Source organism: Sphaerobacter thermophilus DSM 20745 (assembly GCF_000024985.1).
Classification (GTDB): Bacteria; Chloroflexota; Chloroflexia; order Thermomicrobiales; family Thermomicrobiaceae; genus Sphaerobacter; species Sphaerobacter thermophilus.
The window spans coordinates 1,597,075-1,613,380 of record NC_013523.1; the positions used below are offsets into that span (position 1 = coordinate 1,597,075).

The 16,306-nt window shown below is 66.9% G+C and carries 13 protein-coding genes, 1 tRNA gene and 1 riboswitch; of the genes, 9 read left to right on the top strand and 5 right to left on the bottom strand.

Annotated elements, in window-relative coordinates; all coding sequences use genetic code 11:
* Positions 1 to 66: 66 nt before the first annotated feature.
* Positions 67 to 199, top strand: a riboswitch (FMN riboswitch).
* A gap of 168 nt (positions 200 to 367) precedes the next feature.
* The 4 genes from STHE_RS19555 to STHE_RS07360 all read left to right on the top strand — a co-directional run bounded on the left by STHE_RS19555 (position 368) and on the right by STHE_RS07360 (position 5,086).
* Complete coding sequence (locus STHE_RS19555; protein WP_012871935.1) at positions 368 to 1,255, top strand: ABC transporter permease; 888 nt, start codon at positions 368 to 370, stop codon at positions 1,253 to 1,255.
* A 1-nt stretch (position 1,256) separates the two neighbouring features.
* A complete protein-coding gene (locus STHE_RS07345; protein WP_012871936.1) occupies positions 1,257 to 2,276 on the top strand; it encodes an ABC transporter substrate-binding protein in 1,020 nt (339 codons plus the stop codon).
* A 112-nt stretch (positions 2,277 to 2,388) separates the two neighbouring features.
* Positions 2,389 to 2,889, top strand: a complete 501-nt coding sequence (locus STHE_RS07350) for a hypothetical protein (protein ID WP_012871937.1) — start codon at positions 2,389 to 2,391, stop codon at positions 2,887 to 2,889.
* A 418-nt stretch (positions 2,890 to 3,307) separates the two neighbouring features.
* Complete coding sequence (locus STHE_RS07360) at positions 3,308 to 5,086, top strand: peptide ABC transporter substrate-binding protein (protein WP_012871939.1); 1,779 nt, start codon at positions 3,308 to 3,310, stop codon at positions 5,084 to 5,086.
* A 92-nt stretch (positions 5,087 to 5,178) separates the two neighbouring features.
* Here STHE_RS07360 and thrB read toward each other — a convergent pair whose 3' ends face one another.
* The 5 genes from thrB to STHE_RS07385 all read right to left on the bottom strand — a co-directional run bounded on the left by thrB (position 5,179) and on the right by STHE_RS07385 (position 11,569).
* Positions 5,179 to 6,078 (bottom strand): homoserine kinase, encoded by a 900-nt coding sequence (gene thrB, locus STHE_RS07365; protein ID WP_012871940.1) that lies wholly within the window; start codon positions 6,076 to 6,078, stop codon positions 5,179 to 5,181.
* Positions 6,068 to 7,330: a threonine synthase gene (gene thrC / locus STHE_RS07370; protein WP_012871941.1), complete on the bottom strand. Its 1,263-nt coding sequence runs from the start codon at positions 7,328 to 7,330 to the stop codon at positions 6,068 to 6,070. The genes thrB and thrC overlap by 11 nt, the downstream gene beginning before the upstream one ends.
* Positions 7,331 to 7,426: 96 nt before the next feature.
* A complete protein-coding gene (locus STHE_RS07375) occupies positions 7,427 to 8,386 on the bottom strand; it encodes an ABC transporter permease (RefSeq protein ID WP_012871942.1) in 960 nt (319 codons plus the stop codon).
* Positions 8,387 to 8,421: 35 nt separating this feature from the next.
* Positions 8,422 to 9,381 (bottom strand): ABC transporter permease, encoded by a 960-nt coding sequence (locus STHE_RS07380; protein WP_012871943.1) that lies wholly within the window; start codon positions 9,379 to 9,381, stop codon positions 8,422 to 8,424.
* Positions 9,382 to 9,712: 331 nt separating this feature from the next.
* A complete protein-coding gene (locus STHE_RS07385) occupies positions 9,713 to 11,569 on the bottom strand; it encodes a peptide ABC transporter substrate-binding protein (protein WP_012871944.1) in 1,857 nt (618 codons plus the stop codon).
* Positions 11,570 to 11,945: 376 nt separating this feature from the next.
* Between STHE_RS07385 and STHE_RS07390 the strand changes: the two genes are divergently transcribed.
* The 5 genes from STHE_RS07390 to STHE_RS07410 all read left to right on the top strand — a co-directional run bounded on the left by STHE_RS07390 (position 11,946) and on the right by STHE_RS07410 (position 16,272).
* A tRNA-Arg gene (locus STHE_RS07390) sits at positions 11,946 to 12,019 on the top strand.
* A 74-nt stretch (positions 12,020 to 12,093) separates the two neighbouring features.
* Positions 12,094 to 12,678, top strand: coding sequence for a ribosome hibernation-promoting factor, HPF/YfiA family (gene hpf, locus STHE_RS07395; protein WP_012871945.1), 585 nt, complete (start codon positions 12,094 to 12,096; stop codon positions 12,676 to 12,678).
* A 736-nt stretch (positions 12,679 to 13,414) separates the two neighbouring features.
* Positions 13,415 to 14,662 carry a glycosyltransferase gene (locus tag STHE_RS07400; RefSeq protein ID WP_012871946.1) on the top strand — a complete coding sequence of 416 codons (1,248 nt, stop codon included), beginning with the start codon at positions 13,415 to 13,417 and terminating at the stop codon, positions 14,660 to 14,662.
* A 184-nt stretch (positions 14,663 to 14,846) separates the two neighbouring features.
* Positions 14,847 to 15,560, top strand: a complete 714-nt coding sequence (gene trxA, locus STHE_RS18465) for a thioredoxin (protein ID WP_012871947.1) — start codon at positions 14,847 to 14,849, stop codon at positions 15,558 to 15,560.
* 1 nt (position 15,561) lies between these two features.
* Positions 15,562 to 16,272 (top strand): B3/B4 domain-containing protein, encoded by a 711-nt coding sequence (locus STHE_RS07410; protein WP_012871948.1) that lies wholly within the window; start codon positions 15,562 to 15,564, stop codon positions 16,270 to 16,272.
* The last annotated feature ends 34 nt before the right edge of the window (positions 16,273 to 16,306 follow it).

Consider the following 16,306-nt stretch of genomic DNA (forward strand, 5'->3'; position numbering starts at 1 on the left):
ATTGAAGCGCGCCCTCAACGGCGGCTCCCCTTGACCACGCCCCACACTGCGCTATACTGAAGCCAGCAAGACCTTCGGGGCAGGGTGCGGCGCGCAGCGCCAATTCCCGACCGGCGGTGATAGCCCGCGAGCGGCGCAAGCCGCAGGATCCGGTGGAATTCCGGAGCCGACGGTATAGTCCGGATGGGAGAAGGTTGCCACCTATCCCGCATGGCGCACCCGAGGAGTCTTCCTCGGGTTTCTTGCTGTCCTACGAGCGCGACGCGGGTCCCCGAGGCTTGACAGAGATGGATCGGCCGCTGGCGCGGCCGCGCACGAGGTGCCCATCAGCGGGGCGTTTCGTGGTGCCCTATCCGGAGCGAGGATCATGGCTCGGACGGCCCGCACCGCTTGTGTCGAAGAAGCACCTGCATCCCCGATCCTGCGCGACGATCCCCAGGTCGCGCCGATCCGCGTGCCCGTGGAACGCGAGCGCAAGCGATCGTCGCCCGCGCGTGGAATCCCGCAGCGGGCAGCGCGGTGGCTGCCCGCGTTGGTACTGGGCCTGCTGGCGTTGGTGCTCTGGGAGGCGCTCAGCCGCTCTGGAACTGTCTCCTCCTTTCTCCTCCCGGCACCGGGTGACGTTGCCGAGACGTTCGCCCGCGCGCTGCGCAGCGGCCTGCTCTGGCGCTATGCGCGCGTGACGCTGGTTGAGAGCCTGGCAGGGTTTGCGCTGGGCACCGCCGTGGCCCTCCCGACCGGCTACGCCATCGCCCGGAGCCGGCTGCTGTCACGCGCACTGGAGCCCTACCTCGCCGCCAGCCAGGCGCTGCCCGCAATCGCACTGGCGCCACTGCTCGTCATCTGGCTCGGCTACGGCCTGCGCGCCGTGGCGGTTCTCTGCGCCCTCATCGTCTTCTTCCCGATGGTGGTCAACACCGCGCTCGGCCTGCGCACGCTCGACCCGGAGCCCGTCGACGCCGCGCGGGTAGACGGCGCGGACCGATGGAGCCTGCTATGGCACATCGAGCTGCCTCTGGCGTTGCCTAGCATCTTGGCCGGGATGCGCACCGGCCTCACCCTCTCGATCACCGGAGCGGTCGTCGGTGAGTTCGTCCTGGGCGACCGGGGGCTGGGCGGGCTGCTCATCATAGCCCGCGGCAACTTCGACACGCCGCTCGTCTTCGCGACGCTGCTGATGCTGGTGATGCTCGCGGCGGCGATGTACGGCATCGCGCGCCTGGTCGAGCGTTGGTTGTCATACGTGGAGGAGTGAGATGGAACCGCGGGGGAGAGGGCGTGCACGGCTTGCAGGACGGTCTCGGCTACTGACGCTGCTGCTCGTCGCGGCGCTGATAATCGCCGCCTGCGGCAGCGATGCCGAGGCACAGCCTGAACGTGACGTCACCATCGGGCTCGGCTACGTGCCCAACATCCAGTTCGCCCCGTTCTACGTCGCCGACGCGCTGGGCTACTACAAGGATGAAGGCTTGAACGTGACCTTCCGCCACCACACGGTCGGCGAGGACCTCTTCGGCGCCATCGTCGCCGGGCAGGAGGACATCATCTTCGCCGCGGGCGACGAGGTGCTGCAGGCCCGTAGCCGCGGCCTCGACCTCGTCTACGTGGCGCAGGTCTGGAACCGCTACCCCGTCGGGCTGATCGTCCCGGCCGACTCGGATATCCAGAGCGTCGCGGATCTCCCCGGCCATACGGTCGGGATCCCCGGCAAGTTCGGCGCAACCTACATCGGCCTGCTCGCCATGCTGAAGGCCGCCGGGTTGGCCGAGGAGGACGTTGATATCCAGAGCATTGGCTTCACCCAGGTCCCGGCGCTGCTGGAAAACCAGGTCGATGCCGTCATGGGCTACCTCAACAACGAGCCGCTCCAGCTCGAGAAGGCAGGGCTGCCGGTTCGCACGATGGCAGCCGCGGACGCGCAACCGCTCATCTCGAACGGGCTGGTCGTCCTGCGTGAGTATCTCGATTCCAACCCAGACGACGTCCGCGCGGTGATCGCCGCGACGCTCAAGGGGGTACAGTACACCCTTGACAACCCCGAAGAGGCCGTCGACCTGAGCAAGGACTACGTGCCCGGCCTCGACAGCGAAGCGAACGCCGCGGACGCTCTGGCCGTGCTCCAGGCCACCCTCCCGCTCTGGCAGACCAGCGGCACGATGGGCGAGACCGACCCGGCCGCCTGGGAGTCGATGGCGCAGTTCCTCGACGAGATCGGGCAGCTCGGCGGCCCCGTGGACGTGACGGAGGCGTTCACCAACGAGTACCTGCCCGAGTAACGGGCCGTCCGGTCACTCCGGGGAACACAGCCGCCCCCGGCACAACGTCTGCGCGGGCAACGGCGTGCGCGAGCGCGCATCGTTGCCCGCGCACTCGTATGGGGCGGCCACGATGAACACTGATCGGCTGTTCGAACCGCTGACCGAGTCCGACTTGCAACCCCTGCGAGAGATCGCGCTGGCGGAGCATTCCGCGTTCTTCGCGCGGAATCCGTACCTGGAAGCGGCTTATGCCGGTCACCTGATCGGGATCTGCCTCTGCCAGGGCGCCGCGTCACACTATCTTGACCCGAGGATCGGTGTGAAGGACTTCGATATCTGGTTCTTCTACCGGGAGGACCCACGCGCTCGTATTCCCCACCGCGCCCGGAAGCGCGTCCCCGACGGCCCGAAGGGCCGCCCGATCGATTTCCTCCGGAGAGCGATCCCGGCGCCCGAGGCTGAACGCTATGCTGATGACCCTGCGGGGGCGATCATGGCGTACCTGCTCCAGCGGGATACGGCGACTAAACGCGCCCTCCTGCAGAAGGCTGTCGTCGGCCTCGCCCCCGACGCCCTCTTCGGGCGAATCCTCTGGCGCGGCACCGAGGATCACGCGGCTTCCGGCGGGTGAACCTTGGCGACGGGAAACAACGTGCGCGGCCGCTCACCGGGCTGCGCTCCCGGCGTCCCCGGATCCCGATGACCGGGATCAGCCTCCACGACAGGCAGCACGGCCATCGGCCCCACCAAGACCAGCCACAACGCCACCAGTATTACGATTGCAACCATCACCATAGCGGGCCCTCCATGCGCCGTCGTCCTGCTCTGCCGGCCGCCCCACTGCGTCCGACACTTCTAGCCTAGGCCCGGCGAATGACAACCGATTGACACGTCTGTCACGAAACGGTGAACTACCGCTCTATTTCGCCGCCCGTTGACGGGTCTACCTGACCCTTCTATAATCCTGACGTCATACCGCGCCGCATTGGTTCTTGTGCTCCCATCCCCGCACGCGCGCTGCGGTGGCGTCCGCTTGCAAGGAGCACCGCGTGGTCGCTTCCCGCTGCTGGACGCGGGTTATTCTCCCGCTGCTCTGTCTCACGCTGATCCTGCCGGGGTGCACGGTCCGTGGTGGCACCGCCACCGCTCCGCCAGAGGCAACGGCGACGATCAATGCGCTCCCCACTACTGACCCGACTGCGGCGACGCCGGAATCCGGCGGCTCGCTCATCATCGCCATCCCGGAAGAGCCGGACACCCTCAATGTCAGTCTCACCACCCAGCGCGCCGCACGCTGGGTTATTAGCAGTCTCAACGCGCGCCTCATCCGCGTGCGCAGCGACGGCACACTCGAACCTCAGCTCTTGCGTGAGGTCCCGACTCCCGAGAACGGCGGCATCACCGAAGACGGCCGCGTCTACACCCTGCGCTTCCGCGAGGAATTGCGCTGGTCCGACGGAGAACCGCTCGACGCCCGCGACTTCCAGTTCACCTGGCAGGCCCTCACTCACCCGTCATACCCCGCCACCGACCGGAGCGGCTGGGAGCAGATCGAGTCAGTCGAGATCAGCGCCGACTACCTGACCGCCACGGTGCGCCTGCGCGAGCCCTCGGCGTCGTTCCTCGAGACGGTCCTGGCCGGATCCAGTGACAGCAGCGCTGGGCTCCTCCTGCCCGCGCACGCACTGGAAGAGACGTCGCCCCAGGACATCCCCACCTCCGGCTTCGGCCAGGAGACCTACGTCGGGAGCGGCCCCTTCCGCCTCGAACGCTGGACCGAGGGCGAGCAACTGGTGGTGGAGAGGAACGAGCACTTCGTCGGACCAGAGCCGCGCCTGGAGCGCATCGTCTTCCGGTTCGTCCCCGACCCACGCCAGGCGATCAACTATCTGACCACCGGCGAGGTGGACTTGGCGGTCGATCTCCCCGAGACGGCCCTCCCCGACCTGGCGCAGGCACCGAATGCGTCCTACCTGCTGACACCCCGCGGGGGCGCCGTCGCGTCGTACGCCTTCAACCTCAACGACCCCGACGCACTCGACGAGCCTCACCCGCTCTTCAGCGACCCGGCGGTACGACTGGCCATCGCGCTGGGATTCGACCGGCTCACGGTAGTGAAGGAGTTACTGTTTGATCAGACGACCGTCGGGATCACGCCCCTCGATCACACGCCCTGGCAGGATCCTACCCTCGCCGCCTACCCCTTTGATCCGGTACAGGCGGCGCGTGTGCTGGACGCGGCTGGGTGGACCGTACAGCCCGACGGTATCCGCGCCCGCGACGGCGTCCGACTCAGCTTCACCCACACGACCACCCTCGGGGAGGACCCAGATTCCGTGCTGCGCCGCCAGATCCAGGAGGCGTTCATCGAGGACATGCGCGCCATCGGGATTGAGGTGCGGCCCCACAACTACCCGCTGGTGCAGATCGAAGGGCCGCGGGGCGTGCGCGCCACCCGCCGCTTTGACATGATCGACCTCATCGACGAGCGGCGCGGCGGACCCGAGAAGCTCGTCCGGTTGTTCGCCAGCGACGCGATCCCGACAGCGGCCGACCCCACCGGCGGCAATGCCATGGGTTACGTCAACTCCGACGTCGATCAACTTCTCGAAGCCCAGGCCCGGGAGCTGGATCACACTGAGCGCAGCCGCAAGATCGACCGCATCCAGCGGCAGATCCACGAGGATGTGCCGCTCATCCCGATTTACGCCCACCTGGAGATCGATGTCAGCCGCCGTTACGTGCAGGGACTCGACCCCGGCCCAGTCTCCGGTCTCTGGTGGAACCCTGAGGAGTGGTGGGTCAACCGCAGCGAGGCCATCGACTAGCGCGCCGGCGAAGACGACCGGGTCGTCCCCGGCTGGAGTACCCGGCGTGCGAGGACGCACCCGTGGTGCCGCCCGTGCCCGTGGGATCGCCTCTATTGACGCGTTGCGGTCAACACTCGTGCCCCGTCTGCCTCGACTGGGAGGTCGAGCGCGGTCCCGGCCACTCCGTGTTCGGAGGCGGCGTTCTGGAGAGCGATCCGCACCGCCTCGGCGGCAGCCGGCTCGGCCAGGGCCAGCACGGACGGTCCGGCGCCGCTGAGGCACGCGCCGTAGGCCCCTGCCTCACGGGCAGCCGCGATGAGGTGCGGAAGGTAGGGGAAGATCCGCGCACGGTACGGTTGGTGCAGGCGGTCGTCCATCGCCTCGGCAAGGTGCTCGAAGTGCCCCTCCACCAGCGCCAGGACCAGCAGCGCGCAGCGCGCGGCGTTGGCAACCGCATCAGCGCGAGGCACAGACTCGGGCACCACCGCGCGCGCCTCCCGCGTGAGCGCCGTTTGCTCCGGTACGAAGACGACCGCACGCAGCGGCCGCGCCAGCTTCAGCGGACGGTAGAGCCAGCCTGTCGCCGTCGGGACCGCCAGCGCCACGCCCCCGTAGAGCGCCGCGGCGACATTGTCCCCGTGGCCCTCCGCCTCGCAGGCAAGCCGCAGCAGCGCCGCTCGATCCAGGGGATCGCCCAGCAGTCGGTTGCCGACCAGCATCCCGGCCACGAGCGCGGCAGCCGAACTGCCCAAGCCACGCGCCACCGGGATGTCGCTCCGCACCCGGAGCCGACAGCCCGGGCACGGCCGCCCCACCGCCGACGCGACGCGTCGCAGGCCGTCGAGGACGAGGTCACCGCCGCCGCGCAGATCGGGGCCCTCCAGTACGACCGGCTCCCCTTCGGCCGGCTCGGCGTCGACCTCCAGATAGAGCCCGACCGCGATCGCCAGAATGTCGAAACCAGGGCCGAGGTTGGCCGACGAGGCCGGGACGCGGACACTAAAGGACATCTCCCAGGATCTCCTCCAGCGCAGCCGGCGTTGGGTCGATCACCTGCGGCGGGTTGGCCAGCGGGTGGTTCGCCGCGTCCGGTCCGAGGTGATAGTCCATGACCGCATCGGTGTCTTTCATAAGGTGGCCGGTCAGGATTCCGGCAACGCTCGCGCCGACCGGGATCACCCCGTCCGAAACGAGCTGGCGCAGTCCCGCCAGTGTCGCCGCGGAGGCCGGCTCGCAGCCGATGCCTGCGCGGTCGATCCGGGCCTTCGCCTCCATGATCGCCTCGTCGGACACGGCCGCGACGACCCCATTCGTAAGGTCGATGGTGCGCCGTGCCTTCGAGTAGCTGACCGGATCGCCGATGCGGATGGCCGTCGCCACCGTCTCTGGCGTCACCGGATGGTACTCACGGAATCCCGCGCGGTACGCCTCGTAGAACGGCGCGGCGCCGGCTGCCTGAATCACCGCGACCCGCGGCAGCCGTCCGATTACCCCGGCCTCGTGCAGCTCGGTGAGCGCCTTGCCGACCGCGGACGTATTCCCCAGGTTTCCACCTGGGAGGACGATCCAGTCGGGCGGCTCCCAGCCCATCTGGTGCAGCAGCTCGAAGACGATCGTCTTCTGTCCCTCCAGCCGGAACGGGTTGATCGAGTTGAGGAGGTAGATGCCGTAGCGTCGCGCCGCGTCCTGCACCAGCGCCATGGCTGCGTCGAAATTGCCCCGGATCTGCACGATGCGGGCGCCGTAGGCGATCGTCTGGCCGAGCTTCGCCGCGGAGATCTTCCCCTCAGGGATGAAGACGATCGCAGGCAATCCCGCCGTAGCGGCGTACGCCGCCACCGAGGCCGAGGTATTCCCGGTCGAGGCACAGGCCACGATCTGCGCCCCCACCCACAGCGCGTGGCTGGTGGCGACGGTCATGCCCCGGTCCTTGAACGAGCCGGTCGGGTTCTCGCCCTCGTGTTTCAGCACCAGGCGCGCGACGCCCGCCCAGGCCGCCAGGCCGGGAACCTCGTAGAGATTGGTGTTCCCTTCGGGCTTCGTGACGATCGTCGCGTCGGGAAGGGGCGGCAGGAGCTCGCGGTAGCGCCAGACGCCGCTCCGCTCGATTCCAGTGAGCGCCGTCAGGCGGCGATCGAAGCCCGAACGGTCCAGCGCTCCGGTGCGCTCGATGACGACGTCGAGCAGACCACCGCACTGGCAGCGCGTGACCAGCCGGTCAGCCGGGTACGTCTCCCCGCAGTCTACGCAGCGCAGGTGCACCTCGAAGTCCCCTCTCGCTCCCCCGTGCTTACATAGCGACGGCACAGGCGGAACGCCTGTGCCGCGCTGGATACCATTGTACCGCGTTCCGTGCGGCTAAAGCGTGTGCTGGGGATCGATCGCGTCCCGCAGCCCGTCCCCGATGTAGTTGATGCTCAACACCGACAGGAAGATTACCAGCCCGGGGAAGAGCACGAGGTGGGGCGCGATCTCGATGTACTCCTGCCCCTCATAGAGCAGCCGGCCCCACGTCGGCGTGTCCGGCGGGAAGCCCAGGCCGAGGAAGGAGAGGGTCGACTCGGTGATGATCGCCGAGCCGACGCCGAGCGTCGCGGCCACGATCACCGGGCTGAGTGCGTTGGGCAGGATGTGCCGGAAAATGATGCTCGCGGTCCCCGCGCCCATGCAGCGCGCCGCCTCGATGAATTCCTTCTCCTTGAGAGACAGGAACTCCGCGCGCACCAACCGCGCGACCGGCATCCACGACAGGACCCCGATGACACCCACGATCAGGATGAACATCCCGATCAGCACGCCGAATGTCTTCTGCATCGGGTCCCGGAAGAGATAAATCACCAACAACAGGAGCGGCAGGGTCGGCAGCGCCAGGAAGAGGTCCGTCAGGCGCATCAGCGACGAGTCGATGAAACGCCCGAAGTAGCCGGAGATCGCCCCGATGAGCGTGCCGAGAAAAATCGACACGAGCATGGCGACGACCCCAACCGAGATGGACACCCGGCCACCCCACAGGATGCGCGCGAAGACGTCATGGCCCAGGATGTCGGTCCCCATAGGGTGCTTGCTCGACGGTCCCTGCAATGCAGCCGCCACGTCGATGCTGGTCGCGCTCTGATCCCACAGGAACGGCCCCACGATGGTTGCCACGATGAAGAACAAGAGGACGAACGTGCCGGCGAGCGCCAGCTTGTGGCGACGGTACTGTCGCCAGGCGTTACTCCAGAGTGAACGCGGCTTTTTCGCCGTCAGCGCGCCCACCTCGGCGAGTGTGTCGGCCCTCGATGCCGACTGAACCCTGGACTCCGTCACCTCAGACATTGCTCTCTGCCTCCTCGGAGCGGCGAACCGCGCGGCTACGAGTACTTAATCCGTGGGTCGAGGACCCCGTAGATGACGTCCGCGATCAGATTGAATACGACGATGAGCACGGCGAAGATGAATGTGATCGCCATGACCACCGGCGTGTCACTGTCATAAATCGCGGTGATCAGCAACGACCCGATCCCCGGCACCCGGAAGATCTGCTCGGTCACGACCGCGCCGGTGAACACCGCCGGCACACCCAGCGCGATGATGGTCACCACCGGGATCAGGGCGTTCCGCATCGCGTGTCGCGTGATGACCGCCCGCCCCGGCAGCCCCTTCGCCCGCGCTGTCCGCACGTAGTCCAGGTGGATCGTCTCCAGCATCGAGGCGCGCACGTAGCGCATCAGCGACGCCGACTGGAAGAGCGCCAGCACGGCGATCGGCATGATGGCCTGTTCAACGCGCTCCCATACCCCGAGAAGGCCCGGTGTGTTGATTGTTGATCGATAAATGGAAGGTAACCATCCGAGTTTCACGCTGAAGACGATGATCAGCAGCAGACCGGTGAAGAACGTGGGAAGTGAGAAGCCGATGAAGGCGATGGTCGTCGCCACGTTGTCGAACACCGAGTACTGCTTCACCGCCGAAAGCACGCCGATCGGGATCGCGATGAGGATCGAAATCAGGTAGGCCGTCCCGATGACGTAAAGGGTCGTCGGCAGCCGCATCTTGATCAGGTCGAGCACCGGCGAGCGGCTGCGGAAGGAGTAGCCGAAATCACCCTGTACGACCTGACGGAACCATTTTGCGTAGCGCACCGGGATGGGATCGTCGAGCCCCAGGTTCTTCCGGATGTTCTGCCTCACTTGTGGAGGCACAGCGGGGTTGTTGGCAAACTCCGACAGGGGGTCACCCGGCGCCAATGCCAGGATCGTGAACACCACCATACTGATCGCGATCAACGTCGGGACCGCGATAATGACCCGGCGTACGATATACCTCGTCATCGAGCTCGCTTCTCCTGCTCTGCCCTTTGGCCACTGGAACCGCCGCTCGGCGGCTCGACCAAGCTCGAAACGCCGACGCCCAGGACACCGCTTTAATCGTCAATTTCTACGCGGCCGGGCCGAGTCGGCACCAAGCACAGACCGTAGAACAGGTTCCACTGAAAACGTCGCTGTTCAGGATAGCGGATAACGGGCTTCTCGTCTACTCACATGCCGGTAGAGTTTCGTGGGACGCGCTCGAACGGGCAGACCAGGGTGCGCCGGTCCGCGCATGACACGGTGAATGAGTGACCGGCCTGGCGAGCCAGCGCCTGCACCCGGAACCGCGCGCTCACCCCTCGGTGCGCACCCAGTTCGCGATGTTCCAAAGGTCCGAGGTCCAGGGCGACAACTCCAGGCCGGACAGATTCTTGGCCTGGCCCTGAACATTGTTGCGCTGGATCTGAGGGATGACCGCAACGTTGTTGACCACGAGATCGTTCATGCGGGTCATCAGCTCGATCTGGCGCTGCTCATCGAGCTCAGTGCTGGCCTGCTGGTAGAGCTCGTCGTACTCCTCGTTCTGCCAGCGCTCGTAGTTATTGCCGGACCAGTTGTTGTCCTTCTGGGCGATGTTGCTGGGGTCGCCCCACCACGACACCATGTAGTCGAGGGGATACGGAGAACTGGGGTTGTTGGTGAACATCTCCAGGTCGGCGTAGAAGTGCGCCGCGGTATCCGGATTGCCGGCTTCGGACGAGAAGAAGACGCCCGCCTCGATCGACTTGAGCTGCACGCTGATGCCGAGCTCCTCAAAGGCGGCCTTGACGATCTCCTGCGTCTGCTGGCGCACCGGGTTGACCGTCGTCTGGTAGACGATCTCCATCCGGACGCCGTCCCGGGCACGGATGCCGTCCGGTCCCCGGACCCACCCGGCGTCGTCGAGCAGACGGCCGGCCTCCTCCAGGTCAAATCGCCACGATGTGTTCTGCGAGACGAACTTGGGCGGGGCGACGAGGATGTTGGAGGTCGCTTCGCCGCCGCGGCCGTAGAGCTGGGTGGCGATCAGGTCGCGCTGCACTGCCAGCGCATACGCCTGGCGCACTGCCAGATCAGCCTGCCACGGATGCGGCGTCCCCAGGTGAGAGCGCTCACCGTTGACCTCGGTCCGCGGGTCGGACTGGTTCACCAGGATCCGCTCCACGCTGACGCCGGGCGTTACCGATGCGATGCCCTGGCCTCCCTCCTCCAGCGACGCCAGCACCTGCTCCTGTACCTGCAGGTTCCAGGCATAGTCGACCTCGCCCGTCTGGATCGCGGCGCGGGCCGCACTGCTGGCATCGCCGCCGCCCTTCAACTCCACCTGCGCGAAGAACGGCTTTCCCTCATCGCGGTAGGACTCGTTCACCGAGTAGAGGACGACATCGCCCGGGCGGAAGTCGTCGACCTTGAATGGACCGGTGCCGACCGGCTTCAGGTTGAAGGGCGCATTGCGCGCCTGGTCCCCGACGAAGTCGCGCAGGACATGCTCCGGTAGGATCATCCCGTAGGGTCCCACGAAGACGTTGAACCAGCCCGGCGTCGGGTTGTTGAAATGGATCACCACCGTGTGCTCGTCGGGCGTCTCGATCGACTCAATGATCCGGTAGTTGCCCACAGTGGTGGCAGTCGTCTGCTCATTGATGACGTAGTCGTAGGTGAACTTGACATCGGCAGAGGTGAAGGGCTCTCCGTCCGACCAGACGACCCCTTCCTTCAGCCGCCAGGTGACGCTTCGCCCGTCCTCAGCGACACCGCCGTTCTCGAGGCTGGGGATTTCAGCGGCCAGCTTGGGCACCAACTGGGCGTTGATATCGACGTCAGCCAGCGGCTCGAGCACCACTGCGGCCGCATCGAAGTCCTTCGTGCCCTGCGCCAGGTGCGGGTTCAGGATCGTCGGGGCTTGCCACCAGAGCAGCTTCAGCGTGCCTCCCTGCCCACGCTGACCGGTCTGAGCGGTACCGGGGCTCCCGCTCGGAGTCTGGGCCGCACCTCCGTCGGTCGGGGGAGCCGGAGTCTCGCCGGCGCTTCCACCGCCGCAGGCGGCAAGGAGCGCCGCGATTACCGGCGCGCTGAGGCCGAGTGCGGCGCCACGCCGGAGCACGTCACGGCGGCTGAGTCGACCGGACCGAATCTCCGCAAACAGCAGATCGATGTCATGACTGCGCATGGGACGCTCTCCTCCTCGGCTAGATCGACGCTACGACGCTCGCAGGAGGCGCACCCGACACCCGCGCCCGGGCGGAACAAGCAGCGGCTCGGTCGGTTCGAGTGAGCTTCTCCCTCCTCGACGAGCCCGCCCACTTCAGCCGCGACGCACGAGCCGCGCTCCGCCAGCCCACCAGCTCACTTTGACGATTTCTGCGGACTCGGAAAATCAGACTGCGCATTCGGCGAATAGTGCCCATTCTAGTGGCGCCAGAGAGCAGGTGTCAAGTGACCAGGGTGCGGAACAGAACTCGCAGGGACTGCATCGCGACCCACGCTGGAAAGGACGGCTGCGGGCGGGTAAACTTACAATGTATTCCGCGTCGCGGCGTAGCCGTGCCCGCGTAGCTCAGCGGATAGAGCCGGGGCGTCCTAAGCCCTGTGGTCGGGGGTTCGAGTCCCTCCGCGGGCGCCGTGCATCAGGCCGGTGGAGCAGGACCTGCTGCACCGGCCACCGGCTCGAGCGGAAACGCGAAGGAGGCCGCCGTGGACGTCCAGATCAAGGCCCGGAACCTACGCCTCACCGACGCCCTCCAGGAGTACATCGAATCCCGCCTGCAACGCCTCGACAAGATCGACCAGAAGGTAACCGACGCCAAGTTCGAGATCCGCTCGGAACGGAACCGCACCGGCGGCGAGCAGATGGTGGCCCAGTTCACCATCGCCACCAAGGACGCCATCCTCCGCACCGAGGAGAAGAACCGCGACATCCACGTCGCGATTGACCTCGCGATCGAGCGCATGGAGCGCCAGATCCGCCGCTTCCGTGACAAGCGAGTCTTCTACCGCCGCCGCCAGCGCCAGATGGCTGCCGAAGCCGGTGAGCCGCTCCCGGTCAGCACACTCGACGGTCTCGACGTCGCGGAGGAGGAAGAAGAGACCCCGAGCGAGTTGCTGGTCCGGCGCAAGCGCTTCAAGATCCAGCCGATGAGCGAGGAAGAGGCCATCGAACAGATGGAGCTCCTCGGCCACGACTTCTTCGTCTTCTTCAACCCCGACCTGGCTGAGATCAACGTCCTCTACCGTCGCCGCGACGGTCTCTACGGGGTCATTCAACCCGAACTCGCCTGACATTCGCGGCGCGGCCCGCCGGGAGCCGGAGCGCTCGGGTGCTCCGCTGGCGTGCTCGCCATCCGGTTCCCGGCGGGTGACAGCCGATTCAGGTATCACTCACTGCTGCATCTACCGCACAGCCAATGTGGTGGTACACGGGTAGGTCCTGGCCGGGTGGTGTGAAGGTTCCCGCGCCATGGTAAGGGCCCGGGGCCAAAGCCGCCGGGCTGACAACGATAGCTGGCTAAAGCCGGCTGGGGACATCGGACTCAGGACCAGGTGGTATGGTGTCCTGCAACAGGTACGTGCCCGGGATTTTTCCCGGACACGTGCCACGCGCGGGGACCATTCGGACGCGGTGTGCATCAGAACGGCGGAGATCTCCCCTCGGACGGCGCCGCCGAGCGCTCGCTCAGCCCTCCGCTCACCCGCACGGGCCGCGTGTTGAGCGCTCTACCGATCCACAAACCGCCCCCGCCCTGGCGCGGGAATGCGCCGACTTGTCATGACGTTGTATGCTATCAGTGCCGACTTATGGGGCTCGGGTCGCTGTGCGGTGATTACAAGCCGCTATGCGGGAGCGCGCGAGGACGGCACAGCGAGGCCGTCAAGGCCGTATGACGTGGGCTCGGGCAGTCAGGTCGGCCAGAACCATGGGTCAGGTGGGGCCGGGGGAAGGTAGTACACGCGGGTGCAGAGCACGCAGCAGATTACACCACGGCTTTTTGTGCCTCCGCGCGTTGAGCGGGTCGCGATGATCTCCGTTCACACGTCACCCTTCGCCATGCTCGGCGGGCGAGACGCGGGCGGCATGAATGTCTATGTGCGGGAGCTGAGCCGGCACCTGGTCGAGCGCGGTGTTGCCGTCGACATCTACACGCGGCGCACGGATCGCCTCTCGCCGCACATCACCCCAATCACCGACGGCATGCGCCTGATTCAGGTGGAGGCCGGCCCACCCCACCCAATCGACAAGGACTCGCTGTTCTGCTACCTCCCGGAGTTCGCCAGCGACGTGGCGTACCTCGCCATCAGCGAGGGGCTCCGCTACGACGCCATCCACGCCCACTACTGGCTGTCAGGATGGGCCGGACACCTGCTCGGTCGCTACATCGACGCGCCGCTGGTCTTGATGTTCCACACGCTGGCCCACCTGAAGAACGCCGTGGCCCAGGATGAGCACCGCGAGACCACCCTCCGCCTTCAGGTCGAGCGCCGTCTTGTAGATCTAGCCGATGCCATCATCTCGGCCAACCCCGACGAGCGCGAGGAGATGATCCGCCGGCTCGGTGCTGACCCGGCGCGCATCCACACCGTGCCGCCCGGCGTCGACCTGGAGCGTTTCCGCCCGGCGGACGGTCACGCCGCGCGCCACCGGCTCGGCCTGCCGGAGGGTCCCCTCGTCCTCTTCGTCGGCCGCATCGACCCGGTCAAGGGGATCGACACCCTGTTCGATGCCTTCCGGCGCCTCGTCCACGACCATGAGTGGGATGGACCGGCCCCGCGGCTCGTGTTCGTCGGCGGGTTGATTCAGATAGACGACCACGGTTCAACGATGGACGCCGACCTGCAGCGACTCGCCGCGCGGGCCGAAGCGCTTGGGCTCTCGGACTACGTCCTCTTCCACGGCGCCCAGCCCCGCGAGCGGTTGCCGCTTTACTACAACGCGGTGGACGTCTGCGCCGTACCGTCGCGCTACGAGTCGTTCGGGTTGGTGGCCGTCGAGGCGATGGCCTGCGGTACCCCGATCGTGGCCTCACGCGTCGGCGGGCTGCGATTCACCATCGAGGACGACGTTTCCGGCCTCCTCGTTCCGCACTCCGACCCCGCCGCGCTGGCCGCGGCCCTGCGCCGGGTGCTGACCGACCACGATCTGCGATCCCGCATGCAGGTCGGTGCCCGCCAGGCGGCAGTCAACTACTCGTGGCAGACGATCACCTCGGCAGTGCTCGGTGTCTACGAGCACCTCGCCGCAGCAAACCCGGTCATCGCGTCAGCGTGATGCGTAACACGTCATGCGTCATGCGTCATGCGTCATACGTCATGCGTCCCCCTCATTCCCGACCCCTCTCCCCCCGGGTAGGAGAGGGGGGAAACGGAATACGCAGTACTCAGAACCCATCACGTATGACGCATGACGCATCACGCATCACGCAGCTTGGGTGACGAAAGGAGCTGACTTCTCGATGCCTGCTGTGATCGATCCCAATGTCTGTGATCGAAACTTCGCGGGATGCTTCCCGGCGCGCCGCTGCCCGGAGCAGGCGTTCTTCGTCGATACCGCTACCGAGCAGGTGATGATCGACAGCACGCTCTGCGGCACCTGCCCCGGCCCCTGCGTGAACTTCTGCGACCGCTACGCGATCCGCTACACCCCGGACCCGGATGAGTTCGAGGTCCTCAAGGCGCGTACCCTCGGCGAGATGACCGAGGCCGAAGCGGCAGAGGCACTGGCCAGGCGCAAGGAGGAGCGCGCCGCGGCGAAAGCGGCGGAGGAAGCCGCGAAGAAGGCGGTCATCGAGGCCACGACCGCTACCTTCGACGACCAGGTCCTGAAGGCGGACCTCCCGGTGGTCGTCGACTTCTGGGCACCGTGGTGCGGTCCCTGCAAGATGATGGCGCCGGTTTTCGAGCGGCTTGCCGAGCAGTACCGCGGTCTGGTGCGGTTCGTCAAGGTGAACGTCGACCAGGAGCCGTCACTGGCGATGCGGTACCGTGTGCAGGGGATCCCGACCCTGGCCTTCTTCTGGCAGGGCAAGCTCGTCAACATCCACGTGGGCGCACTGCCGGAGTCCGCGTTGCAGACGGCCGTCTACCAGTTCCTCAGCGCGGTCCGTGCCCAGCAGCAACAGCAACAGGAGCAGCCGGCTTCAACGGCGGAAACCGTCCAGGAGGGCTGACGTGGCCGCGCCGGTGTTTCGCATCGCTCCCGAGGTGTTCGACCTCGTCCCCACGGCCCGGTTCTACGCCGTGGTCGTGCGTGGGATCGACAACACCCGCGGCGTCGCCGAAGCAGCCACGCGGCTGGCGGAAGCGACGGCCGCGGGCCGCGAGGCCTTCGTCGGCCGTGACCCGAAGGCGGTCCCTGAGATCGCGGTCTGGCGCGACGCCTTCGGCGCCCGTGGCTGGACACCGAGCAAGTACCTGAGCTCCATCGAAGCCCTGGTGCGACGCGCCGTTAAGACCGGGAGCATCCCCAGCATCAACCCGGCCGTCGACCTGGGCAACGCCGCATCCCTCACGTACCTCGTCCCCATCGGCGCGCACGACCTCGGCTCCGCCCCCGACGGGCTCTCCGTCCGGCTCGCCGAACCGGACGACGTTTTCCGCCCGATGGGGGACGCGCCAGACGAAACCCCCGACCCGGGCGAGATCGTCTACGCCCACGGCAATGACATCCGGACGCGCCGCTGGGTCTGGCGCCAGAGCCGTACCGGCCTGGTGAACCCGGAGACGACCGACTTGCTCTACCCGATCGACGCCTTCGCCGGGACCACCGACACCGCCGCCCGACAGGCGGCGGAGATGCTCTGCGAGATGGTGCCGGCGATCCTGGGCGGGCACGCGACGCTGGCATCCCTCGACGCTTTTCACCCTGAACTCACGGAATGACCCGTCTGCGGCGGCGCGTCGACCACCCACTCCT